A 22,585-nucleotide genomic window follows, 5' to 3' on the forward strand; every position below is an offset into this window, starting at 1 on the left:
TTTTCTCCAGATATTGATCACAGTGCCGGATGATGGCAGGCTGCCCAGTGCCCGGGCTCCACTTCCTGCATGGCGGGAGCTTCCATTTTACAGCGGCTTGTCGCGGCTGGACAGCGTGTATGGAAACGGCAGCCGGAAGGCGGTCTGGAAGGAGAAGGGATTTCGCCTTGGACAGAAGCCAGCTTTTCTCTTTTGCCTATATCAGCGACCGGAATCGAAGAAATCAACCCTTTTGTATAATGATGGGCCGGACGTTGGAATAAGGTTTCGCTGGCCGCGATTTCAACGAGCTGGCCCATATACATGACGCCGATCCGATCGGAAATGTGGCGCACGACATTCAGCCCGTGGCCGATGAACAAATACGTCAATCCAAGATCTTGCTGCAAGTCTTTCATCAAATTGACAACCTGGGCTTGTACCGAAACATCGAGTGCCGATACCGCTTCATCCGCTAAGATGAATTTCGGGTTCAAGGCAATGGCGCGGGCAATCGCAATGCGCTGGCGCTGGCCTCCTGAGAATTCATGCGGATACCGTTCATAGGCATTGCCGCTCAAGCCGACTGCATCCAGCAATTGCTTTGCCTTTTCTTGGTTTTCCTTCGCATTTGACGGCTCATGGACTTTCAGCGGCTCTTCAATGATATCCCCCACCTTCCAGCGTGGATTTACCGAGCCGTATGGGTCTTGGTAAATCATTTGCATATGCCGGCGCTGCTGGCGCAAGTCTTTGGCGCCAAGTGAAGCAAGGTCAGTTCCTTCAAACAGGACTTTTCCGCTCGTCGCTTTTTCAAGCTGCAGCAAGACACGTCCGAGCGTCGATTTTCCGCTTCCCGATTCACCGATAAGGCCAAATGTTTCGCCTTCTTTAATGGAAAACGACACATCTTCAACCGCATGCGTATAAGCGCGCGGGCGCCAAAATCCACGGCCTTGTCCAATCCGATAAAATTTGCTTAAGCCTTCCACCACAATCAAATCTTCCCCGCTTGCAGAAACAATGGCTTTTGGCGGAAGCAACACCGGTTCTGCTTTTGTTCCGGAACCCATCCAGTCCGCCCGGTCAACCAGCTGTTCAGAATGCCAGCAAGCCGTTTCCCGGCCATTGACGGTTCGCAGCGGAGGCTTTTCGTTTCGGCATTGTTCGGTGGCAAAGGGGCAGCGCGGATGAAACGAACAGCCTGAAGGCAGATCAGAGAGGGGCGGAATGGTACCCGCGATTGAAAACAGCGGCTTGCTTCGATCGCTATCGAGCTTGGTCACTGATTGCAGCAAGCCGTTCGTATACGGATGATGCGGCAGTCCGAACAATTGGGCAGTTGTCGCTTGTTCCACAATTTCGCCGGTATACATGACAACAATGCGGTCAGCAACTTCCGCTGCAACACCCATATCATGCGTAATCAGTAAGATTGACATGCCGAACTCCAGCTTCAATTCTTCCAATAGCTGCAAAATCTGCGCTTGTATTGTCACATCAAGCGCAGTCGTGGGTTCGTCCGCAATCAGCAAATCAGGACCGCACGCCAGGGCCATTGCAATCATGGCCCGCTGCAGCATGCCGCCCGACAATTCATTCGGGTATTGCGCAAAGCGCAAGCTGGCATCCGCAATCCCTACCCGCTCCAACAAGTAGATTGCCCGCTTTTTCGCCTCAGCTTTGTTCGACTGCCTGTGGGCTAGAATCGTTTCGACAATTTGCTGTCCGATTGTGAACAGTGGATCGAACGCTGACATCGGCTCCTGAAAAATCATCGCCACTTTTTCTCCGCGGATGGCACTCAACTCTTTTTGGGAAAGACCGGTCAATTCCGTACCGTCCAATAAAATGCGCCCATCCGCAATCCTGCCATTCTCGTGATCAATGAGCCGTAAAATCGATTTTGACAGGACGGTCTTCCCGCTGCCGGATTCGCCGACAATACACACCGTCTCCCCTTTTTTCATTTGCAGGGAAACGCCTTTAAGAGCAGTCAAATCCCTGTCCTTTGCAGCAAAGTCCACCTTCAGGTTTTGTACTTCCAGTAATTGAGGCATCCCATTCACCTATCTTCCCTTGCTCGTTTTTGGATTTGCGAAATCCTGTACTTTGTCTCCGGCAATGTTGATCGACAGCACAAAAGCGGTAATCGCAAGGCCGGGGAATGTCGCCATCCACCAGCCGGCCGTCAAATAATTCCGTCCCTGCGACAACAATGCGCCCCAATCCGGCACTTCCTTAATGACGCCAAGCCCGAGAAAACTAAGGCCGGCACCTGTTAAAATCGCCGAACCAAGACCGATTGTCGCCATGACGAGAATCGGGGACCAGGCGTTAGGCAAAATATGCCAAAAAAGGATCCGTGCGTTTGACGCGCCAATCGAACGCGAAGCTGCAACATACGGACGCTTCTTGATGCTGATCATCTGCCCTCTCATGATGCGGGCATATCCCGGAATTGACGAAATCGCGATAGCCAAAACAATATTCTTCAAACTTGGTCCGAGAGCCGCTGCAATCGCAAGCGCCAGCAGAACTCCCGGAATAGTCATCAATATCTCGATGACGCGCATAAAGATGGCGTCAATAATTCCGCCGATGTAACCGGCTAGCGCCCCGATCCCTCCGCCTGCCACGGCGCCGATCAGGACTGCTGAAACACCGATGATCATTGAATCACGGCTGCCGTGGACAACCAAGCTGAAGACATCCCGGCCGAAATAATCGGTTCCAAACAAATGGGCCAAGCTCGGCGCAACCAAAATTTCATCTGAAAACATGAATGTCGGCGCGTATGGAGCAATCCATGATGGAACAATGGCACAAACCGTGATAAACACTAAAACGAATCCGGCTATTAATACGGAAAGGTTGGAAGCCGATAATCCCCCTTTTATCTTGGTGCCTCTCCACTTCGGCAACCTTACGGCCGAACGTTCGCTAGTTATGTCTTTCAAAGTGAAGCCTCTCCCTTCTTATCTCGTCCCGGCGGATTTGCGGATCCGCGGATCAATTACGGAATAAGACAAATCCACTAACAGATTGATGATGACATAAACGATGGCGCTGAAAAAAATGACTCCTTGAATAACTGGCATATCTTTCGACATAATGGCGTCAGCCACGATGCGGCCAATTCCTTGACGCGAAAAGACGGTTTCAATTACGACAGTGCCTGCGAGCAATTCACCGATATGCAAGCCGATGACAGTGACTGCTGGAATCAAGGCATTCCGCAAAGCATGGCGATACATGATCAGACGTTCAGAAAGGCCCTTCGCCCGAAGCGTCAAAATGAATTGTTCATCCAACACTTCCACCATACTTGACCGGACCATGCGGATGATAAACCCGGCACCGACAAAACCGAGGGCCAACGATGGTAAGACGAGCGCAGCCAAGCTATCAGAACCCATTACTGGCAGCCAGTTCAATTGCACAGAAAAAATCAGGATCAGCAAAATTCCCGACCAGAATGTCGGCATTGAAATTCCGAACAATCCAATGATCCGCACCGCAGAATCCAGCCAGCGATTGCGGTAAACTGCTGACAATACGCCAAATGCGACACCGATCACGATGGAGAAGATGACGCTTGCCAGTGTCAAAGCCAGCGTTGCTGGCAGGTGCAGCAGAATTTTGTCGAGAACCGGTTCGCTCGTTATAAGGGACTGGCCAAAATCTCCTTGGACCATATTGGTGAAATAATCAGCAAACTGCGCATAGAATGGCCGGTCAAGGCCAAGTTGGATCCTCATGTTTTCAATAGCTTCCGGTGTTGCAGTAGACGGATCCAGCATGGAGAGGACCGGGTCCCCGGGCATCATGTAAATAATGAAAAACACCAGTACCAGCGATCCTAAAATGGAAAGTGCCGCATTCAGCAGCCGGGCGAACGCTTTATTGAACAACGCCATCTCTTCCCCTCCTTTTATTGGCTGACGGTTGCGTCATTGAATAACGGATAGCCCAATGCGTCAAAAACGATGCCGTCGACTTTGTTGGAAGCAGCAACTGTATAAGGGAAAACGTAAATCGGGATGATCATCGCTTGTTCAATGATGATATGCTGGGCTTCTTTATAAATTTCTTCACGTTTCGCAGGATCGGCTTCCACCGTCCCTTGTTCAAGCAATTCGTCCAATCTGTCGTCATAGCCGCCGACCAGTGACTCCAACACCTGGGTTTCCTCCGGTGTATGGTAAATGCCTCGAAGAGCGTTCGGATCAGAGTTCATCATGCTATTGCCGTACAAATCATAGTCGCTGTTTTCATAAATGACGCTTCTAAAATCCGGAGTGATATTCACTTCAACTGCAATGCCGACTTTTTTGAGCTGCTGCTGGACAATAACGGCAATATCGTTGCGTTTTTCCCGATTCGGAGATGAATCGACATAATTCAAGGTCAATTTTTCGCCGTTTTTCTCACGGATGCCATCTGCCCCAACCTTGTATCCTGCTTCATCAAGTAATTTGTTCGCTGCAGCGACATCGACTTTCCAGCTGTTTTCAAGCGACTTGTCATACCCCAATATTCCTGGGGTCAACGGCGACCAAGCTCTATCATATGTCCCCATATACAAAGTTTTGACGATAGCGTCAACATCTACCGCCTGCAAGACAGCTTTCCGGACATTGACATCGCTCCATGGCTCTTCGCGCTGGTTGAAGAATAAGGTATATGGAAGGCCAAGTGTATTAACTTTAAGCAGGTTGTAGTTTGGATCTTTTTCCAGCGCTGCAATATTTTGCGGCGGCACCGTCTCGGCTGCAAGCACTTGGCCGCTTTGAACGCTGCCGATGCGCGTCGCTTCTTCCGGTATGATTTTAAAGGTCAGAGTATCCAAATACGGTGCCCCTTCGTTTTTCACATAAGATGGCGCCCAGTTATAATCCGTATTTTTTTCCACTTTGATTTCTGCATTCTCTGTCCAGCTGACGAATTCAAAAGGTCCGGTGCCTACAGGATTTTTCCCGAATTGCTCGCCGTATTTTTCAGCTGCCGTCGGAGAGACGATTCCGAGCATCGCTTGGCTCAAGTTGCTGAGGAACGATGCCGAAGGCGATTTCAAGTTCAGTTTAACGGTATGGTCATCGAGCACTTCCGCTGATTCGTATGGAGCTAAAAGCGCAACTGAATTTAACGCTTTTGTTTTTGGATCGATAATCCGGTCGAAGCTGTATTTCACTGCTTCGGCGTTGAAAGGTGTACCATCATGGAATTTCACATCTTCCCGAAGTTTGAACGTGTAGCTCTTGCCGTCTTCTGAAACTACCCATTCGGTTGCCAGCCAGGGCTGGATTTCATTGTTTTCGTCTTGAACAACCAAGCTGTCGTAAATGGTCCGGAACGCCCGGACTGAAACTGCTAAACTGCTGCGATGCGGGTCAAGCGTATCTGGTGAAGTTGCCAATGCATAAGTCAAATCGCCTCCTGCTGGCGGGTTGCCTCCACTTTGGCTTGCAGAGGCTTGGCTATCTTTCGCTGCTGACTGAGAGCAGCCTGAAACAATCAACAGCAAACTGATCAATATGAATAAGAACTTCGTTCCGCCTATAATTTTTTTCATCCTTTATCTTCCCCTGTCCTATTTTCTAATTGACCGCTCCAACCGCTTGTTGCGCCGCTTCTTCCAAAGCTTTTTCCAAATGTTCAATCCCTAGTTCTATTACACCTTTATAAATGCCGTCCCAGCCGATTTCAACGACCGGTACATAACGCACTCCATATTTAACTTCCAGAATATCGCGGCGGTCGTCGTGTTCCGTGACATCCACTGTTTGATACGGCAAGTGGTTCGCTTCTAAATATCCTTTGACTTCTGCGCAATAATGGCAGCCTTGTTTTGACCAAACTATGATAGATAATGCATTTGACATTCCAAATTCCTCCTCTTATTGATAAATCGTTTGTTTTTGGTTGGCGTAGCGATTTTCGATGTACGGCAAACCTAATTGGCCGCGCAAAGTCCCGCTTTCATAGCTGCGGCTGTAATATCCACGGCTCTCAAGAATCGGAATGACGTTGTCCAAGAAAGCATCAAAATCATTGCCGAGCACAGGAGGACCGAGAATAAAACCGTCCGCTCCCCCTTTTTCCACCCATTGGATCAATTGTTCCGCAACTTGTTCATATGTACCGAAAAATGCGCCTCTCCGTGTTGTTTCTTCCATTGCCACTTCACGCAAAGTCAACTTTTTTTCGCGGGCTCTTTCTTTGATCTTATCGGTTGCCGATTGGAAACTGTTTTTTCCAACGTCGCCGATATCAGGAAACGGTTCATCCAGAGGAAACTGGCTAAAATCGAAATGGTCGAAATAACGCCCGAGGTAGCTCAATGCTTCGTCAATCGTCACCAAGTTTTGAATGGCTTGATATTTGGCTTCTGCTTCTTCAAGTGTTGCACCGACGATAGGGCTTAAAGCGGGATAGATAAAGACATCGTCACGGCTGCGTCCATTCGCCTCCGCTTTCCCTTTGACGTCATTATAGTAAGCTTGCGCTTGCGCCAACGTTCCAGCCTGTGCAAAAATCGCTTCTGCATGCTTTGCCGCAAAGCTTTTGCCGGATTCTGAAGCCCCTGCTTGAAAAATGACCGGCTGACCTTGTTGGGATCGTCCAATATTCAATGGCCCTGCGACTGAAAAAAAGCGGCCTTTATGGTTCAACTCATGCATCTTTTCCGGATCGAAAAATTGGCCAGTTTCCCGGTTCCGCACAAATGCATCGTCTTCCCAGGAATCCCATAAGCCTTTGACCACTTCCAAATATTCATCGGCTATTTCATAACGCACCGAATGTTCCGGGTGTTCACCTTTGTTGTAATTGGTTGCCGAACCTTCCAAAGGGGACGTGACAACATTCCACCCCGCGCGGCCGCCGCTTATTTTATCAAGTGAAGCAAATTGCCGAGCGACCGTAAACGGTTCGCTGTAAGAAGTGGATAAAGTGCCGACAAGCCCGATTTTGGACGTGACTGCAGCTAGCGCCGATAATATTGTCAATGGCTCAAAACGGTTCAGGAAATGAGGAATCGACTTTTCGTTGATGAAAAGCCCGTCCGCTACAAAGACAAAAGCGAGCCCAGCTTCTTCCGCTTTCTGCGCCACCCGCAAATAGTGCTGGAAATTGACGCTGGCATCTGCGGGAACAGAAGGATCTTTCCAAGCATTCATATGGCCGCCTGCACCATGGAGCATCACCCCAAATTTGATTTGTTTTTTAGTAGACATAGACAGTTTCCTCCTTTTTTATATTTGAATGGATGGGGCTTAAAAGTTCAAATGAGCGGAGACGCTCTTGCTGTTTTTCAATCGGTGTATGGATGATGAATTCGGCTATATTGAATTGCCGATGCAACTGTCCGAAAATTTCATGGATTTTTTGGGGTGTTCCTTTTAAAATATTTGCCTCCTGTGTGGTAACTGTAAAAGCTTCGCCTGCTTGTTTGCCAAATGCCTGGGCACTCTCGGCCGATACGACGGTTACGCTCTTGCCGCTTTGAAGATGCACTTTATAAATCTTCTTATCACCGGCTAACCGCTCCGCTTCTTCTTCGGTATCGGCAGCTACAACTGCAGCTGCGACAAAGAGACGGCCGTTCTTGCTTGAACCATGAAAAGCGGCAGCTGCTTTTTCAAGCGTTTTCCGGTCGCTATTGATAAACAACGCATAGACAAAATTCCAGCCAAGATTTGCCGCCAGCTCCGCGCTTTCTGGACTAGCGCCCAATAAATAGTTTTCCGTTTTCTCAGGGGGAATCGGAGTCGCCTTTACTCCCGCAAGCGGATGGCTATCTGCTACAGTTCCTTCCAGCAAATCATTCAACAAACCGATTCGTTCGTTAAAGTCGATGCCTTGGTTTGCAGATCCAAAATTCAGCGCCTTTGTTGAAACCGGAAGGCCGCCGGGCGCCTTGCCGATACCAAGATCGACTCTTCCAGGCGCGAGTGACGACAGCAGATTAAAATTTTCCGCTACTTTATATGGGCTATAATGCTGGAGCATGACACCCCCGGAACCTACACGAATGGTTTCAGTCTTTGCGAGCAAATGAGAAATCAATAATTCCGGCGACGAACCGGCCAATAGTTCCGTATCGTGATGTTCCGATACCCAAAAACGCTTATAACCCCATTGTTCTGCTTGTTGTGCCAACCGGATAGTATGCTGCAGAGCATCTGTACTTGAATTCCCTGAAAAAATTGGGCTTTGGTCTAAGATCCCCAGTCGATAGCTCATCTTTTTCCCTCCATCTGATTATTTATTAATCCTATAAAAATAGTCGGCTTTAGCCATAAAAAAAAGCAACGACCCTTCTTGAAGAAGAGCCTTTGCATGGTTATACAAATTATCTTCTTATCTATCAAGTAAAAAACTTGCTGGAATTAGCACCTTTGCCGTCTTTAGGGACGGCAGGTTGCTGAGGTTTCATCGGACCAGTTCCTCGACCTCTCTTGATAAGAAAAATTATGGAATTATTTGAATAATTGTTGTTTTTTACCTTATCACCTCTCTCGGGATAAAGCAATGCTTTTTTTAAAATTAATAAGTATAATCGATTTTTCCGACAATCTGCTGCACTTTCCATAAGGCCTGTTTGATATCTGCGAGCAGATCATCAATATGCTCAAGTCCGACGGACAGACGCAGCAAACCTTCGGTGATTCCGCGTTTTTCGCGCTCTTCTTGTGGCATGGCGGCATGGGACATTGTCGCCGGATAAGATAAAATCGACTCGACCGCACCGAGACTGACGGCAAATACCGGAATCCTTAGGTTTTCCTTGAAAATTCGCGCCGCTTCTTTTGAAGGCAGTCGAAACGACAAAACAGCGCCAAAGCCGCTTGCTTGCCGGGCTTGGATCGGGTAGCCGGGATGAAAGGAAAATCCGGGATAGTACACGTCTTCCACTAAAGGGCTTTTATGCAGATACTCTGCTATGGCCTGCGCAGATTCAGAGGACTGATTCAGACGCGCCCCCAATGTCTTGATGCCTTGGAGCAGCAGATAAGAATCCTGTGCGCTCAATACTGCGCCAAATGAATTTTGGATAAAAGCGAGCCGGTTGCCGAGTTCTTCATCTTTTGTAACAGCAAGGCCCGCGACGATATCGCTATGGCCCGACAAAAACTTCGTAGCACTGTGCAAAACAATATCCGCCCCAAGGGCAAGCGGGTTTTGATAGAGCGGCGTCATAAAAGTGTTGTCGACAAACGTCAAACAATCATTCGCTTTTGCCAGTTTCGCCGCAATTTCAATATCGGTAATATTCATCGTTGGATTTGAAGGCGTCTCGATGTAGATGACTTTCGTATTCGGGCGGATCGCTTCAGCCATCTCCCCGAGGTCGGTCATGTTGACAAAAGTATATTCCACTCCGAATTTATTCAGCACTTCAGTAATAAAGCGGTATGTGCCACCGTAAACATCTTCCGATACCAGCACATGGTCGCCGGCAGACAGCAGCATGAAAGCGGAAGAAATCGCAGCCATTCCGGAAGCAAACGCGAAACCGCGGGTGCCCCCTTCAAGCTCAGCAATCGTTTCTTCCAAGGCAAGGCGCGTCGGATTGCCTGATCGGCTGTAGTCGAAAGGCCCGAATTTATCAAAGTTCTCTTGATGGAAAGTTGATGACAAATAAATTGGAACATTGACCGCCCCTGTGGTCTTGTCCACACCGGCTGAGTGTATGAATTTTGTTTCCAAATGATCGGTCATAATTGAAGAGCCCCCTTTTCTAAAGTCACAAAAGCTTGCTTTAAATCAGCGATCAAATCTTCCACTTCTTCAATCCCTACAGAGAATCGCAGCAATCGGTCGCAGACTCCTCTTTCCACGCGTTCTTCATATGGGATTTCAGCGTGAGTCTGAGTAGCGGGGTATGTGATAAAACTTTCAACCCCGCCAAGGCTTTCGGCGAAAGTGATGAGGCTGATGTTCGTCAAAAAAGCATCTACCCATTCCGCTTTCTTCAGACGAAACGAAACCATTCCGCCTTTTCCTGGATAAAACACATCTGTGACAACGGATACTTCTTCCAAATAGGCGGCGATTTTCTTGGCGTTTTCCTCATGCTGACGCATTCTTAACGGCAGGGTTTTCAACCCGCGCACCAATAGCCAGGAATCGAAAGGAGAAAGAACAGCACCGGCAGCGTTATGCATGACATTCAATTTTGCGCATATGGCTTCGCCTTTCGCGACGACAAGACCTGCCAACACATCGTTGTGCCCGCCAATGTATTTCGTGGCGCTATGTAAGACAATATCCGCTCCGAGGAGGAGAGGCTGCTGTAAATAAGGCGTTAAAAATGTGTTATCCACTATGAAAAGCAGATCGTGTTTCTTGGCCAGCCCAGCATAAGCGGCAATGTCGATTTCCTGCATAAGCGGATTGGTCGGAGTTTCGATGAACAATGCCCGTGTATTTTCATTGATCAACTGCTCAGTAGCAGCCACATCCGTGAATTCAGCGTAAGTTGTGCGGATATTGTATGCATCTGAAAAATGGCCGAGCAGGCGGTAAGTTCCGCCGTAGACATCTTTGGGCACCAACAATTCATCTCCGGGACGGAACAGCGACAGAATGAGCTGGATAGCCGCCATTCCGGAACTACAGGCAAATCCTGCATCTCCGCCTTCAAGTTGCGCAATGCCTTCTTCCAAAATTGTCCGTGTCGGATTTTTTGTTCGTGTGTAATCATAGCCTGTCGACTTTCCAAGCCCTTGATGTTCGTAGGCCGTTGATAGATAGATAGGCGGGTTCACCGCTCCAGTCGCCGCGTCGCTCCGATTTCCCAGTTGAACCAATTGCGTCTCCATGCTTCGTTCCGTCATCTTCCTCATCCTTTCAAAATAAAAGCAGGGGGGCTTTCTTCTATAAGAAGAAAGCCCCCCTGCTAAGGAAATACCGTCTTCTCATCTTTTAGGCATATGCCTATTGGAGTTAGCACCGTGTCCTTCCTCAGGCCGGTTGCTGAGACTTCTCAGGGCCAAATCCCTCCGTCTCTCTTGATAAGAAATAAATATGAAGTTTGATAATACTGAATGTTTTATACATTACCCTATCTTCCAATAAATTGCAAGGGCAACTGGAAATTATTGTCCTATTTTTTTCATGATGAAACTCATGTGCCTGCCGCTCTTGCGGTCTTGCCGATAAGAAAAACCAGCCGGGCTCATGTATGTACACGTCCGGTCGATTTCGATTTGCTCCGCCGGTATGCCTGCCAGTTCGCATTGTCTTTTCACGGCCAACTGATTGTCGATATGATACTTCCCAGTCTGCTCATTAAAATACATGAATTCTTCCGCATAGCCAAGATTTTTAAATTTCAAATAAACGTCTTCGTCGACTTCAAATTTCTCCTGGCTTAGTGCAGCGCCGATCTGGACATGAAAACTGCCAGGGGTGCACCCTTCCTCTTGCTTAAGATGTTCGAACAGCTTCAATGTAATCTCTTTGACTGTCCCTTGCCAGCCGGAATGGATGGCGCCTATCAGCCCAGATTCTTCATGAAAAAAAAGGAGCGGCACGCAGTCGGCGGAAAAGCTGGTCAACAAAACATTGGGTTCATGCGTATAAAGCGCGTCAGTTTCCTCTACCGCTGTCTCCAATCGATAAGAGCCTTTCCCCGCATCATTAAGCGTCACTTTATGGAAATTCGCGCTATGAGTCTGGTTGGCGCAGACGAAATCTTTCACCTGGATATTCAGGTCAGCTGCCAATTCCCGGCGGTTTTGCAGCACTTTTTCCGGGTCTTTGCAGACATGGAGCGCCATGTTGTTGAGTTCCGGTTCCGCCTTATCTTTCATCGTCATGCCCGCTATGAATTTTTCATTGTTTATGTACATGGTTGTTTTCATCTTCATCACCTTGTTTTACTATAATATAGAGCAAGCTTGATGTATAGAAAAGCACCGGAAAGGGGCCGACGCATGAACTTTAAATTAGAAGAAGCGATTGAAATCCTGGAACGTACGCCCGCATCTTTGGAGGCGCTGTTGTCCGGGTTATCCCCCGGCTGGCTGCACAGCAGCGAAGGCGAAGGGACATGGAATCCGTCCCAAGTGATCGGCCACCTTATTGAAGGCGAGAAAAACGATTGGATCCCGCGGCTGGAAATGATTCTTCAAGAAGGAGAAACCAAACCTTTTTCGCCGTTTGACCGCTTTGCCCACTTGAAAGAAAATCAGGAGAAGCCGGTGGAAGAAAAGCTGCAAGAGTTCAAAAACCTCCGGCTGGAAAGCATCGCTAGATTAAAGCAACTGGTTTCTTCTGAAACTCAACTTGAGCTGGCTGGTCTGCATCCTGATTTCGGCCCTGTAAAATTGCGCGAACTCCTTTCCACCTGGGTCGTCCATGACTTCACCCACATCAGCCAAATTGTCCGGACCATGGCAGAAAGATACCGGGAAGACGTCGGTCCATGGGAAGCTTATTTGGGTGTTTTAAAAAGAAATCCAAAAATCAACTAGGTTCGTCTTGAAGAACGATAAAGAAGAAGAGCCTCTCCTTATAAGGTTTGGAGAGACTCTTCTTCTATTGTGACCACGCGGTTTGTATCCGCTGCTTCAATAATGCCTAAAATGACCTTAAGCGAGGCGAGGGCGTCTTCTCCTGTGACAATCGGCGTTTCGTCCAAACGCACTGCATCGACAAAGGCATCAATTACACCGCTTGGCGTCTGATTATCGTTTGTCTGAATCGCTTCCAATTCATAGTGGACCTTTTCCCCCGTTTTTGTCAGCACTTCGATTTGATATTTGTCATCGTGATAGATTTTCAAAATGCCTTTTTGGCAGTATATGACTGTGCTATTGTCCTCTTCCCCATAATACGTCCACGAAAAGGAGCCGGTCCCAAGCCGCCCTTTTTTTGTTTTCAGGCTGCAGACAATATTGTCGCACACTTCGATCGGCTTGCCGTTTTCATCCACTTTGTCGAGCGCCCCTTGAAAAGCGCTGACTTGTTCGATTTCATCATCCAGCAGATAATGCAGCAAATCCACTTTATGGACGCCAAGGTCACCAGCGACACCGTGGCCTGAACGCTCTTTTTTAAAGAACCAGGTGGAATTTGTTTTGTTGAAGCCCCAGTCTTCCGGACCCGAATGCCCAAACGTCGTCTGAAACGTCAGCACTTTCCCAAGTTCTCCGCTTTGGAGAATTTCCCGTGCTTTTTGATGGGCACGTGTAAAGCGCTGGTTATGGTCGACCATCAGTTTTTTGCCCGATTTTTTTTGAGCTTCGATAATTTCGCGCGCATGCTCCACTGTAAGTGCGATCGGCTTTTCGCACAGTACATGCTTGCCGCTAAGCAGCGCTTGGGAAGAAAACAGGTGATGGTGCTCATTCGACGAACAATCGCTTATAGCCTGGATTTCCGGATCTTCGTACAACTCATCCACAGTCTTGGCGACCTTGCCGCCGAACATAACCGCCAATGCTTCGGCGCGTTCGGGATTGCGGTCGTAAAAAACAATTTCATCCACATATGGATTGGCTTTATATTCCGGCGCATGGCGCGCTTTTGTTATCGAGCCGCATCCGATAATGCCCACTTTGATCCCCATATATACGCCCCCTATTCCCGTTTTTGAAATACCACTGCGATGATGATGATCAAGCCTTTCACAAACCCTTGAAGGTGAGGCGAGACGTTCATTAAATTCATCATGTTGTTCAGAATTCCCAGGATCAATACACCAAACAGGGTTCCGATAATCTTGCCGCGGCCGCCCGTCATTCGGGTGCCCCCGATAATAACGGCTGCAATGGCATCAAGTTCATATTGCGCTCCCGAACTCGATGAAGAAATCGAATTCAAACGGGATGTTTCAATAACAGCTGCCACCCCTACCAATGTGCCGATCAATGTATAGACGCCGATTTTCATCCGGTCCACCCGGATCGCTGACAGCAAAGCCGCCTTTTCGTTGCTTCCGAGCGCATAGACATATCGGCCAAAGCGGATTTTATGCATCAGCACATAAACCAGCGCGGTCATTGCGAAAAATATGAGGACCGGAACATCGAATATCCAAAAATCGCTGTTCGCAATCGCCGTAAAACCGGATACTTCACCGGAAACACTGCCCCCGTCCGCAATATATAACGCGATGGACCGGGCGCCCGCCATCATGCCGAGCGTTGCAATAAATGAAGCAATCCTGCCTTTTGCCACCATGAGCCCATTCAAGAAACCGGCAAACGAACCGACAAGCAAGGCCGTAAGTACCCCTACCAGAATACTCCCTGAAGCATTCAATGCCAAAACCGAGATGACTCCAGCAAGCGCTAGAACTGACCCGACCGACAAATCGATTCCGCCTGACAGCATAACGACGGTCATGCCCATTGCGATGATGCCGATGATGGATACCTGCATCAAAATATTCAGCTGGTTATTGATGTCGAGAAAGCGAGGATTTAAAACTGAAGAACCGATGAATAAAATGATGAAAGCAATAATGACACTATATTCCGCCCATAGCCAAGACAGCCGGTTTTTTGTCGTCCGGGCTTCAGGCTGATATTCTTTCACATTGATATTAGCCAATTTTTGCGACCTCCCTTTTCGAACCCGTTGCGTAATTCATGATTTCTTCTTCGTTTGCCTCTTCTGCGCTAAAGCGGGCCGTGATTTCGCCTTGGAACATGACATTGATGGTATGGCAAATGCGCAATACTTCCGGAGCCTCGGATGACAGAATAATGACCGCTTTTCCAAGCTTGGCGAGTTCGACGATTTGCTGGTAGATTTCCTGCTTTGCGCCAATATCGATTCCTTGTGTCGGATTGTCAAAAATCAACAGCTCAGTTTCCGCTTCGAGCCATTTTGCGATGATGACTTTTTGCTGATTTCCGCCGCTCAGCTTGTCGATGGTGATCCGCGGATTGTGCACTTTGATATTCAGGGCTTCCTTATAGAACTGGAATTTTTTCCGTTCTTCCTTGTCCCTGATAAAGCCTCTTTTTTCAAAGTTTCCCATGGAACTCAAGCTCATATTATGGAGCACGCTCAAGTCCTTGATGATGGCGTTTTCCTTGCGGTCTCTCGGCACCAAACCAAGTCCTGCTTTCAACGCTTTCCGCGGATGATCTATCTTCACCGCCTGGCCGTTGATTTTGACTTCTCCCGTGTATTTTTTCCGAAAACCAAACAGGCTCTCAAAAAGTTCCGTTCTGCCATCGCCTGCAAGTCCTGTGAATCCGACAATTTCACCTTTTCGAACCGTAAAATCAATATTCTTGAATGCATCACTTGTTAATCCGTCCACTTCCAGCACGACTCGCCCAAACGGGTGCTCATGCAGAAAACGCTCTTGGGAAATCGCTTTGCCGACCATCGTCTTAGTAATCGTTTCGATATTCTCATGTTCCATACTTCCTGTGCGCACGAGTTCACCGTCCCGCAAGACAGTATAGCGATCGCACACTTCCTTGATTTCCTTCAACTTGTGGGAGATGTAGATAATTGATACGCCCGACTTCTTCAAGTTTTTCATCAAACCGAACAGCCGGCTCACTTCATGTTCCGCCAATGAGGTGGTCGGTTCGTCCATAATGATCAATCGGGAATTATGGAGAAGCGCTTTGGAAATTTCGATCAATTGCTTGTAAGAGGTAGCCAGATTCCGGACATATTCCTTGGGATCAATATCGACGCCAAGCTTCGCTAAAATTTCATGCGTTTGCTTGCACATTTCCTCGACTTTCAAGAAACCGACTTTGCTGCGGAGTTCAGATCCCAAAAACATGTTTTCATAGACGCGAAGGTCAGAAACCATATTCAGCTCCTGATGGATAAAGCTGATTCCGTGTTCCTGTGATATTCGGGGATCCAGCATCTTCTCTTCCTTTCCGTCGATGTAGATTGTGCCGCTGTCCGGCTGATGGACGCCGCCGAGAATATTCATCAGTGTGGATTTTCCGGCGCCATTTTCTCCAAGCAATGCGTGGATTTCACCTTTTTGGACTTCCAGCGCCACCCCTTTCAAAACCGGTACGCCGTTGAATGATTTTTTTATCGTCTGCATTTTGATAAAAGGATTTTCAGTCATTGCCTTGATCCCCCTCATAATAGGAAAACAGGAAATACAATAGATCTATTGTATTTCCCGGCATTCAATTTAGAATTTAGATTCTGGGTCATAGTATTCATCCACATTTTCTTTTGTCACTTGCGTCGCTTCTTTTACAACCATTGTTTCTGCAGGTTCTTCGCCTTTTGCAAGATCAGCGGCAATTTTCACTGCATCTTCCACCATTGTCGGCGAGTATAAGAACGTCGCTTTCATTAGCCCATCGTTTTTGATGTCCTCAAACACTTGTTTTGCACCGCCTGCCCCCGTCACGAACTGGATATCGGTGCGTCCTGCTTCTTCAATCGCCTGCAAGACACCTAGAGCCATTCCGTCATCTTGCGTGAAAACAGCATCGATTTGAGGGTTGGCCTGCAGGATATTCTGCATAACTTCCAGTGATTTTTCAGTGGAGAAGTCGCCGCTTTGGGAAGCGATGATTTCCATGCCTTCCGCTCCTTCAACCGCTTCTTTAAAACCGGCTCCGCGCTGCTCGGTCACCGAGCTTGGCGGCCCGGAAATTTCAACGACTTTGCCTTTTCCGCCCAACTGTTCAACAAAGAACTTGCCGGCATTGACGCCGATTCCTTCATTGTCCCCTTTTACCACAACAGTTGCCGCATCGTTCTCAAGTTCCCGGTCTACAATGACTAGGGGGATGCCCGCATCTTTTATCTTTTGTCCGACCGGAGTCAATGCCGCCGATTCGATCGGAAGCATGACGATTGCGTCCACGTCTTGAGCAATCAAGTCATCCACATCGTTCGCTTGCTTGTTGGGGTCTGCTGCATTCGTCATAACGTATTCGATGCCTTCGCTTTCCTGAAGTGCTTTTGCCTGCTTTTCAGCACTGTCGATCAGTGCTCCCATCCACCCGTGCGTTGCAGAAGGAAGTGAGATGCCGATTTTCACCGTATCGTCCGTTTCTCCCCCGCCGGACTCCGAGCTTCCGCTTTCTCCGCTGCTGCCGCACGCAGCCAAGCCAAATACTGTCACTAAAGCCATAAATATAATCCATAATTTCTTCACTCTATTCACCCCTTTGTTTTTTTGAAAAGCTCCCCCTTATTGTAAACGTTTACATTTACAACTAAGGCCAGCGCTCCATCATTAATCCCCTTTAATAACAGAGCGCTGGTCTTAGCTGTTTCACCCTGATGTCGATTCCCGGATAATAAGCTCATGCTCCAAGACAACACTGTCAACTTGTTCCCCCCGAAGCAAATCGATCAACATCCTTGCCGCAATGGCCCCCATTTTGTACATTGGCTGGGCGATCGTTGTCAATGTCGGATTGGTCATATTCGAAAAATCGATTTTATCAAAACCGACCACCGCCATATCATTCGGCACATGAATCCCCGCTGCATTAAGCTCCTTTAACGCGCCGATTGCCAATAAATCCGAGACTGCAAACACCGCAGTCGGCCGGTCTGGCAATGCAAGAATTTTTTTCATCGCCTGTTGCCCATACTCGAATCCCAGCTGCTGCGTGTACAAGATGTAGTCATCGATTACAGGTAGGCCATATTCCGCCAAGGCCCGCTCATAGCCCGCTTTCCGCTCTCTTGCATAAGAGAACTTCTCATCTGAGTTCATCAGCGCGATTTTCCGATGTCCGATTTGGATCAGGTGTTTGACCGCCCGGTAAGACGCTTCCTCACTGTCGATTGTCACATACGGAATGCCGATCCCCCCTCCATATTCGCTGCACTGGATAATTGCGTACTTTTCCGCCAGCTCTTTCAGCGTTTCAATGTTTACTGCAGGGTCCATTGAAATGATGCCATCTGCCATCTTCTTCCGGACAAGATCAAAATAGATATCTTCTTTTTCCGGTCTGGAATCTGTTTCACATAGCAGGATGCTGTAGTTTTGGCTCAGCGCCATGTTTTCAATTCCTTTGATGATTTCGAAATAGAAAGGATTGGAAATTGCCGGGATCAAAATCAGCATGATCCGGCTTTCTGAGTTTCGGAGGTTCCTCCCCAACATGCTTGGTTCGTAATTCAGCTCCTTGATCGCATTTTCAACTTTTTGCTTTGTTCTTGAAGCTACTTTGTTCTGGCCATTCAGGACCCGTGATACGGTTGCGACAGAAACCCCTGCTTGCTTTGCTACTTGTTGGATGTTCGCCATCTTCGTTTTCCTACTTTCCCGGATTCCATCAGTAAAAGAAATGAAATCGATTACATTTTCATAGTATTATCTTCAGAATTATCTGTCAATAACAATTTAAAATTAAATAAAACGGTTGATTTACTTGCAAATTTTATATATGTTAAGAATGTAATGGTTTACATTTCAGTATATTCTGATATTTATTATGGGGGGATTTCTTTGAAATTAGGCGTCTTTACTGTATTATTCTCCGATAAAAACTTTGAGGACATGTTAAGCTACGTTGCTTCGAGAGGAGTGGAAGCGATTGAACTGGGCACTGGCGGCTATGCGAACGCCGTCCACTGCAAAGTGGACGAACTGCTTGCGGACAGCGCCAAGCTGGAGCGATTCAAGCAACAAGTAGCGGATGCCGGCTTGACCATCAGCGCTTTCAGTTGCCATTCCAATCCGCTTCATCCGCAAAAAGGGATTGCCGGCCCCGCCGATGAATTACTGATAAAAACGCTGCAGCTGGCTTCGAAACTCGGTGTTCCTGTTGTCAACACGTTTTCCGGGTGCCCTGGAGACCATGAGAATGCACTATACCCGAACTGGCCTGTAACGCCTTGGCCACATGATTTCCAGGAAGTGTTGAAATGGCAATGGGAAGAAAAACTGATTCCTTATTGGAAAGAGAAAAATGACTTGGCCGAATCGCTCAATGTGAAAATAGGCTTGGAGCTTCACGGCGGCTTTTCAGTTCATACGCCATCGACGATGCTGCGGCTGCGCAATGCATGCGGCCCGGCAATCGGAGCGAATTTGGATCCAAGCCATATGTGGTGGCAAGGCATCGATCCGGTTGAAGCCATAAAAATCCTGGGCCGTGAAGGCGCAATCCACCATTTCCATGCGAAAGATACCATCATCGACCAGCAAAACATGAACCGCAACGGCCTGACCGATATGACAGACTACGGGAACATGCAAGACCGCGCCTGGTATTTTCGCACTGTCGGCTTTGGCCACGATTTGAAAACTTGGGCGGACATCATCAGCACTCTTCGGCTTTATGGCTATGATTATGTCGTCAGCATCGAGCATGAAGACGGTTTGATGTCGATCAACGAGGGCTTTACGAAAGCAGTCGAAAACCTGAAACCGCTCATCGTCAAAGAATCCGTCGGCGAGATGTGGTGGGCTTGAACGAACAAAGCAAAAGCCCCGCTCAAAGACTGAAGCGGGGCTTTTGCTTTGCTAAACATTTCAACATCTGGCTTCAAACCGTTAATCTTTAATGACGTCAATCAGTTCCGTATGTACATCCACAAAAAATGTTTCCAGTAATTCCGAAATCCGGCCGTCGAGCTGATAATATTCTCCGTCCGCTTGTTCGATGACAGCATAAAATTCCTTTTCTTCGATTTCGCCGTTCTCCAGCGCCTTATGCTTTTGCCACATATCATGCCCGTATTTGTTTTCGATCGCGGCGTAATCATATGCGCCTACCGCTTCCAGTGCCGCGACTAAAGCATCCAGATAGCTGGCGGCTCCAACTTCTTCAACGTGTTCAGAAAACCATGTCAACAAACTCTCATGCCCCCCGCTTTCCAGTTCCGAATAGTATTGGAATACCAGAAACGCTTCATCAGCTGTCTGGTTCCCCGTCGGAAAATCGTATTCACTAACAGTCGAAATCATAGCATTCCAAATATCATCATTCGTCAGCAAGTCTTTTCTGTACATTTTCGGCTTCATCCTGTTCCCTCCAGTTGAATAACGCATATCTATATAACCCATTATATCAATTTTCGCTAGTTTGAGTTCCCCCAATAAAAGGGTAATGGTCATTATTACGAAAAAGGTGGGATATTTATGCGTATGGGTTGCATGAGCAGCATCATCATTTCTATTGTCATTTCAGTTCTTCTGACGATTTTGATCAACTTGATCCTATAAATAACAGCATGGCAAGGAGTGTCAGCGGATGGAGCAATCAATCCGGCGTTTAGCCCTCGAGGACCTTCCCTGCCTCGAAGCAATGGAAACCGGCATCGAAGACGATTATGTCAAAAGGATCTTCAAACGGCTCGTCACCACCGAAAACAACCGCCTTTACGGCTTGTTTTTGGGCGAACGGCTTACAAGCGTATGCGGCTATACAACTTTCGCGGGGCATTACGCTATGATCGGGCGCATAAGGAGCGATATCCGTTTCAGGGGCAAGGACCTGGCCACCCAGCTGACCCTCCATGTCCGGGATGAAGCCTTCAAACTGCCGCACATCCAGTGGGTCGGCGCGAACACCCAGGAAGAAAACCTGGCCGCGCGCCGCGTACTTGAAAAAAACGGTTTCAGCAGCTATCCGCCTCTTTATGGCGCTATTGCAAAAGACCTCTCGAAGCTGGTTTCGGACGGCATTCCATGGAAGGAACTTCATGGGCTCAAGGAGAAACAAGCATGGCTGGATAAGCTCTATATTCGAACAGGGGAAGTTTTTCCGTACGAATGCTATTACCCCTTCCCTGCTTCTAAGGAACTGTTTTCCGATGCCAAGCTGGCGGAGTGGTCATTTTACGAGAACCCATCTGGAAGCCGGGTGCTGATAACGAAACAGGATTTCAAAAAGGATTATTATCTCCACGCAATCTACCCTTGGGATGATCCGATGGAACAAGAAGGGCTATGGGAAACAATATCCGCCGATTTTAATGAGTTAGCCTCCCAAACCAAAGAAGCAGCCTCCATCTGGATGGATTTGACGAAAGACCAGGCGCAATCGCTGCCGGACGGGCATTCTTTCAAATTGCCTTCCCCATGGCTGCTTCACGGTATCTGGAGGAAGGAATATAATAACAAAAATGCCGAATTCTCCGCTTTGGCAGTTTCATCAGAAGACCGCACTTGACCTTTCATGAACGTTGAATCGAAAAACGCCTGCATCTTGTGAGAAGATGCAGGCGTTTTTCGTTTACCGCCGTTTCAAGGGCGCTGTCTTGAGATTCCCCTGCAATCAGTTGCCCGGACTGTAGGAAGTCACTGGGATTTCTTCATACTTTTCAGGGTCCAGTGTTTCCACGGATCCATCGGCCACGCTTTCAACAATGGCAGAAAGACCCCGTTCAACCGACTTCACCAACTGCCCCTTTTCCTTTTGCCCCATCATTTGCGTCTGACCTCTCACTTCAAACAGCACGGTCCCGCTGCCATTCAGTGCATAGGAGCCAAGAGCGGTGCCAGGAAGGTCAAGGCCCTGGGAGTAGAGGGAAATGTTTGTGAACTTCGAGTTGCCATACGACTGCAGCTCATTGTAAGCAGCCAAATTCAGCTGCCTGGAGAAATCATAATTGTAATTGTCCGCATACTCCGCATACTTCGCGCCTTCAGGAGTCGATGGATCGGGAACAAACTGAGCAGACAGCGAAAGCGTCACGGGATCATCTGTGCCTCCGACATAATACATCCCTTGATGATGCAAGTCGACAAAGACATCTACATTGCCGAATTCATTTTGCAAGGATTTATAAACATCGCGTGAAGTTTGGGATTCAGGAGTGATGAACCAGCCAGGCAAGTTCGAAGCTCCCGGGAAATCCGCCGCTTCTGGAACATAGTCCAGATCCGGATTGAAATCGCGATTGACATCAAATCCAGGATTTGCGCCGTAGTCATAGCTTTGGCTGATTCCCCGGTCCAGATAGTTCCATGAAGGAGCAGCGCCGGCCAGCTGCGGATATGCCTCGACTGTATCGGCCCATGTCATGCTGTTACGCCGCTTATCCGCTTCGGATGCGTCCGGATTCATCATCGGCATAAATACGACAGTGACTTCTTCACGGATTTGTTTAGCTTGGGCCGAGTTTCCTGAAAGAGTTTTCAACAAGTTCAGCAGAGCGACCGTCCCTGTTTTTTCATTGCCGTGGATTTCGCTTTGAACCAGGATCACTTTGTCGCCCGTCCCGACTCTGGCCGTATAGATATTCCGGCCTTCAAAAGATTGTCCGGCTGCTTCCACCTGCACAGTTCCCTTGCTCGAGGCTTCAATCTGCCGCAAAGTTTTTTGCAGTTCTGCATAATCGACAAACCCTGAAATGCTGTAGTCGTGATGATGTGTTGCCGTTCTTGTTTCTGGTTCTGCCGCATAAACCGGCATTGCCAATGCTGCACATAGTCCTGCAACCCCAATCGTACTTGCCCATTTTTTCCTCAATTTCAATCTCTCCTTTTGTTTTTACTTTACTTTAATTTACTTTTTCTTTTATTTATTTTCCTCCTTATACCAATTTTTCTTATATTAAAAATAACAAAGGAAAAAACAATAGTAAATGTATTTAGAATATTTAATCATTTAGTAGCTCTTTTTAATTGAAATCATTGATTTCCTTGTTTCAAATGGAGCAGTATTTACTA

General features: G+C 47.8%; 20 protein-coding genes and 2 riboswitches. Of the genes, 3 read left to right on the plus strand and 17 right to left on the minus strand.

Annotated elements, in window-relative coordinates; translation table 11 throughout:
* Positions 1 to 17 precede the first annotated feature (17 nt).
* From FQV30_RS12570 to pgeF, 10 genes are all read right to left on the minus strand, one after another.
* Positions 18 to 2,039 carry an ABC transporter ATP-binding protein gene (locus FQV30_RS12570; protein WP_146500504.1) on the minus strand — a complete coding sequence of 674 codons (2,022 nt, stop codon included), beginning with the start codon at positions 2,037 to 2,039 and terminating at the stop codon, positions 18 to 20.
* A gap of 9 nt (positions 2,040 to 2,048) precedes the next feature.
* A complete protein-coding gene (locus FQV30_RS12575) occupies positions 2,049 to 2,930 on the minus strand; it encodes an ABC transporter permease (RefSeq protein ID WP_370512402.1) in 882 nt (293 codons plus the stop codon).
* A 27-nt stretch (positions 2,931 to 2,957) separates the two neighbouring features.
* Positions 2,958 to 3,899 carry an ABC transporter permease gene (locus tag FQV30_RS12580; protein ID WP_146500506.1) on the minus strand — a complete coding sequence of 314 codons (942 nt, stop codon included), beginning with the start codon at positions 3,897 to 3,899 and terminating at the stop codon, positions 2,958 to 2,960.
* A gap of 14 nt (positions 3,900 to 3,913) precedes the next feature.
* Positions 3,914 to 5,554 (minus strand): ABC transporter substrate-binding protein, encoded by a 1,641-nt coding sequence (locus FQV30_RS12585; protein ID WP_146500507.1) that lies wholly within the window; start codon positions 5,552 to 5,554, stop codon positions 3,914 to 3,916.
* A 25-nt stretch (positions 5,555 to 5,579) separates the two neighbouring features.
* Positions 5,580 to 5,864: a glutaredoxin family protein gene (locus FQV30_RS12590; RefSeq protein ID WP_146500508.1), complete on the minus strand. Its 285-nt coding sequence runs from the start codon at positions 5,862 to 5,864 to the stop codon at positions 5,580 to 5,582.
* Between the two features lie 15 nt (positions 5,865 to 5,879).
* Positions 5,880 to 7,217: an LLM class flavin-dependent oxidoreductase gene (locus tag FQV30_RS12595; RefSeq protein ID WP_146500509.1), complete on the minus strand. Its 1,338-nt coding sequence runs from the start codon at positions 7,215 to 7,217 to the stop codon at positions 5,880 to 5,882.
* Positions 7,207 to 8,226: an MsnO8 family LLM class oxidoreductase gene (locus FQV30_RS12600; protein ID WP_146500510.1), complete on the minus strand. Its 1,020-nt coding sequence runs from the start codon at positions 8,224 to 8,226 to the stop codon at positions 7,207 to 7,209. The genes FQV30_RS12595 and FQV30_RS12600 overlap by 11 nt, the downstream gene beginning before the upstream one ends.
* Before the next feature lie 114 nt (positions 8,227 to 8,340).
* A riboswitch (SAM riboswitch) is annotated at positions 8,341 to 8,451 on the minus strand.
* 78 nt (positions 8,452 to 8,529) lie between these two features.
* The gene (gene metC / locus FQV30_RS12605) at positions 8,530 to 9,705 is read right to left on the minus strand and encodes a cystathionine beta-lyase (protein ID WP_146500511.1); all 1,176 of its coding nucleotides are present in this window, start codon (positions 9,703 to 9,705) and stop codon (positions 8,530 to 8,532) included.
* Positions 9,702 to 10,823, minus strand: a complete 1,122-nt coding sequence (locus FQV30_RS12610; protein ID WP_146500512.1) for a methionine biosynthesis PLP-dependent protein — start codon at positions 10,821 to 10,823, stop codon at positions 9,702 to 9,704. Before FQV30_RS12610 ends, metC begins: the two co-directional genes overlap by 4 nt.
* A gap of 78 nt (positions 10,824 to 10,901) precedes the next feature.
* Positions 10,902 to 11,007: riboswitch (SAM riboswitch) on the minus strand.
* Between the two features lie 77 nt (positions 11,008 to 11,084).
* Positions 11,085 to 11,852 (minus strand): peptidoglycan editing factor PgeF, encoded by a 768-nt coding sequence (gene pgeF, locus FQV30_RS12615; protein ID WP_146500513.1) that lies wholly within the window; start codon positions 11,850 to 11,852, stop codon positions 11,085 to 11,087.
* A gap of 72 nt (positions 11,853 to 11,924) precedes the next feature.
* Here pgeF and FQV30_RS12620 point away from each other — a divergent pair, with 72 nt between their 5' ends.
* Positions 11,925 to 12,464: a DinB family protein gene (locus FQV30_RS12620; protein ID WP_146500514.1), complete on the plus strand. Its 540-nt coding sequence runs from the start codon at positions 11,925 to 11,927 to the stop codon at positions 12,462 to 12,464.
* Between the two features lie 38 nt (positions 12,465 to 12,502).
* On the opposite strand, the gene FQV30_RS12625 is transcribed toward FQV30_RS12620, so the two are convergent.
* From FQV30_RS12625 to FQV30_RS12645, 5 genes are all read right to left on the minus strand, one after another.
* Positions 12,503 to 13,561, minus strand: a complete 1,059-nt coding sequence (locus FQV30_RS12625) for a Gfo/Idh/MocA family protein (RefSeq protein WP_146500515.1) — start codon at positions 13,559 to 13,561, stop codon at positions 12,503 to 12,505.
* Positions 13,562 to 13,572: 11 nt separating this feature from the next.
* Positions 13,573 to 14,547, minus strand: coding sequence for an ABC transporter permease (locus FQV30_RS12630; RefSeq protein WP_146500516.1), 975 nt, complete (start codon positions 14,545 to 14,547; stop codon positions 13,573 to 13,575).
* Positions 14,540 to 16,051 (minus strand): sugar ABC transporter ATP-binding protein, encoded by a 1,512-nt coding sequence (locus tag FQV30_RS12635; RefSeq protein ID WP_146500517.1) that lies wholly within the window; start codon positions 16,049 to 16,051, stop codon positions 14,540 to 14,542. The genes FQV30_RS12630 and FQV30_RS12635 overlap by 8 nt, the downstream gene beginning before the upstream one ends.
* 69 nt (positions 16,052 to 16,120) lie before the next feature.
* Positions 16,121 to 17,101 carry a substrate-binding domain-containing protein gene (locus FQV30_RS12640; RefSeq protein WP_146500518.1) on the minus strand — a complete coding sequence of 327 codons (981 nt, stop codon included), beginning with the start codon at positions 17,099 to 17,101 and terminating at the stop codon, positions 16,121 to 16,123.
* Positions 17,102 to 17,221: 120 nt separating this feature from the next.
* On the minus strand, positions 17,222 to 18,211 hold the full coding sequence (locus tag FQV30_RS12645; protein WP_146500519.1) for a LacI family DNA-binding transcriptional regulator: 990 nt from the start codon (positions 18,209 to 18,211) through the stop codon (positions 17,222 to 17,224).
* A 201-nt stretch (positions 18,212 to 18,412) separates the two neighbouring features.
* On the opposite strand from FQV30_RS12645, the gene FQV30_RS12650 reads away from it, so the two are divergent.
* The gene (locus tag FQV30_RS12650; protein WP_146500520.1) at positions 18,413 to 19,381 is read left to right on the plus strand and encodes a sugar phosphate isomerase/epimerase family protein; all 969 of its coding nucleotides are present in this window, start codon (positions 18,413 to 18,415) and stop codon (positions 19,379 to 19,381) included.
* A gap of 81 nt (positions 19,382 to 19,462) precedes the next feature.
* Here the strand turns inward: FQV30_RS12650 and FQV30_RS12655 are convergent, their stop codons facing one another.
* Positions 19,463 to 19,933 carry a DMP19 family protein gene (locus tag FQV30_RS12655; RefSeq protein ID WP_146500521.1) on the minus strand — a complete coding sequence of 157 codons (471 nt, stop codon included), beginning with the start codon at positions 19,931 to 19,933 and terminating at the stop codon, positions 19,463 to 19,465.
* Positions 19,934 to 20,162: 229 nt separating this feature from the next.
* On the opposite strand from FQV30_RS12655, the gene FQV30_RS12660 reads away from it, so the two are divergent.
* The gene (locus FQV30_RS12660) at positions 20,163 to 21,083 is read left to right on the plus strand and encodes a GNAT family N-acetyltransferase (protein ID WP_146500522.1); all 921 of its coding nucleotides are present in this window, start codon (positions 20,163 to 20,165) and stop codon (positions 21,081 to 21,083) included.
* A gap of 105 nt (positions 21,084 to 21,188) precedes the next feature.
* Here FQV30_RS12660 and FQV30_RS12665 read toward each other — a convergent pair whose 3' ends face one another.
* The gene (locus FQV30_RS12665) at positions 21,189 to 22,385 is read right to left on the minus strand and encodes a M14 family zinc carboxypeptidase (RefSeq protein ID WP_370512399.1); all 1,197 of its coding nucleotides are present in this window, start codon (positions 22,383 to 22,385) and stop codon (positions 21,189 to 21,191) included.
* Positions 22,386 to 22,585 lie beyond the last annotated feature (200 nt).

It is taken from the genome of Planomicrobium sp. CPCC 101110 (genome assembly GCF_007859395.1).
Classification (GTDB): Bacteria; Bacillota; Bacilli; order Bacillales_A; family Planococcaceae; genus Planococcus.

Coding starts and splice junctions, on each gene's coding strand:
- FQV30_RS12625 (WP_146500515.1), bottom strand. CDS start 13,561: ATGGGGATCAAAGTGGGCATTATCGGATGCGGCTCGATAACAAAAGCG.
- FQV30_RS12590 (WP_146500508.1), bottom strand. CDS start 5,864: ATGTCAAATGCATTATCTATCATAGTTTGGTCAAAACAAGGCTGCCAT.
- FQV30_RS12660 (WP_146500522.1), top strand. CDS start 20,163: ATGGAGCAATCAATCCGGCGTTTAGCCCTCGAGGACCTTCCCTGCCTC.
- metC (WP_146500511.1), bottom strand. CDS start 9,705: ATGACCGATCATTTGGAAACAAAATTCATACACTCAGCCGGTGTGGAC.
- FQV30_RS12655 (WP_146500521.1), bottom strand. CDS start 19,933: ATGAAGCCGAAAATGTACAGAAAAGACTTGCTGACGAATGATGATATT.
- FQV30_RS12620 (WP_146500514.1), top strand. CDS start 11,925: ATGAACTTTAAATTAGAAGAAGCGATTGAAATCCTGGAACGTACGCCC.
- FQV30_RS12635 (WP_146500517.1), bottom strand. CDS start 16,051: ATGACTGAAAATCCTTTTATCAAAATGCAGACGATAAAAAAATCATTC.
- FQV30_RS12595 (WP_146500509.1), bottom strand. CDS start 7,217: ATGTCTACTAAAAAACAAATCAAATTTGGGGTGATGCTCCATGGTGCA.
- FQV30_RS12580 (WP_146500506.1), bottom strand. CDS start 3,899: ATGGCGTTGTTCAATAAAGCGTTCGCCCGGCTGCTGAATGCGGCACTT.
- pgeF (WP_146500513.1), bottom strand. CDS start 11,852: ATGAAAACAACCATGTACATAAACAATGAAAAATTCATAGCGGGCATG.
- FQV30_RS12600 (WP_146500510.1), bottom strand. CDS start 8,226: ATGAGCTATCGACTGGGGATCTTAGACCAAAGCCCAATTTTTTCAGGG.
- FQV30_RS12585 (WP_146500507.1), bottom strand. CDS start 5,554: ATGAAAAAAATTATAGGCGGAACGAAGTTCTTATTCATATTGATCAGT.
- FQV30_RS12610 (WP_146500512.1), bottom strand. CDS start 10,823: ATGACGGAACGAAGCATGGAGACGCAATTGGTTCAACTGGGAAATCGG.
- FQV30_RS12570 (WP_146500504.1), bottom strand. CDS start 2,039: ATGCCTCAATTACTGGAAGTACAAAACCTGAAGGTGGACTTTGCTGCA.
- FQV30_RS12645 (WP_146500519.1), bottom strand. CDS start 18,211: ATGGCGAACATCCAACAAGTAGCAAAGCAAGCAGGGGTTTCTGTCGCA.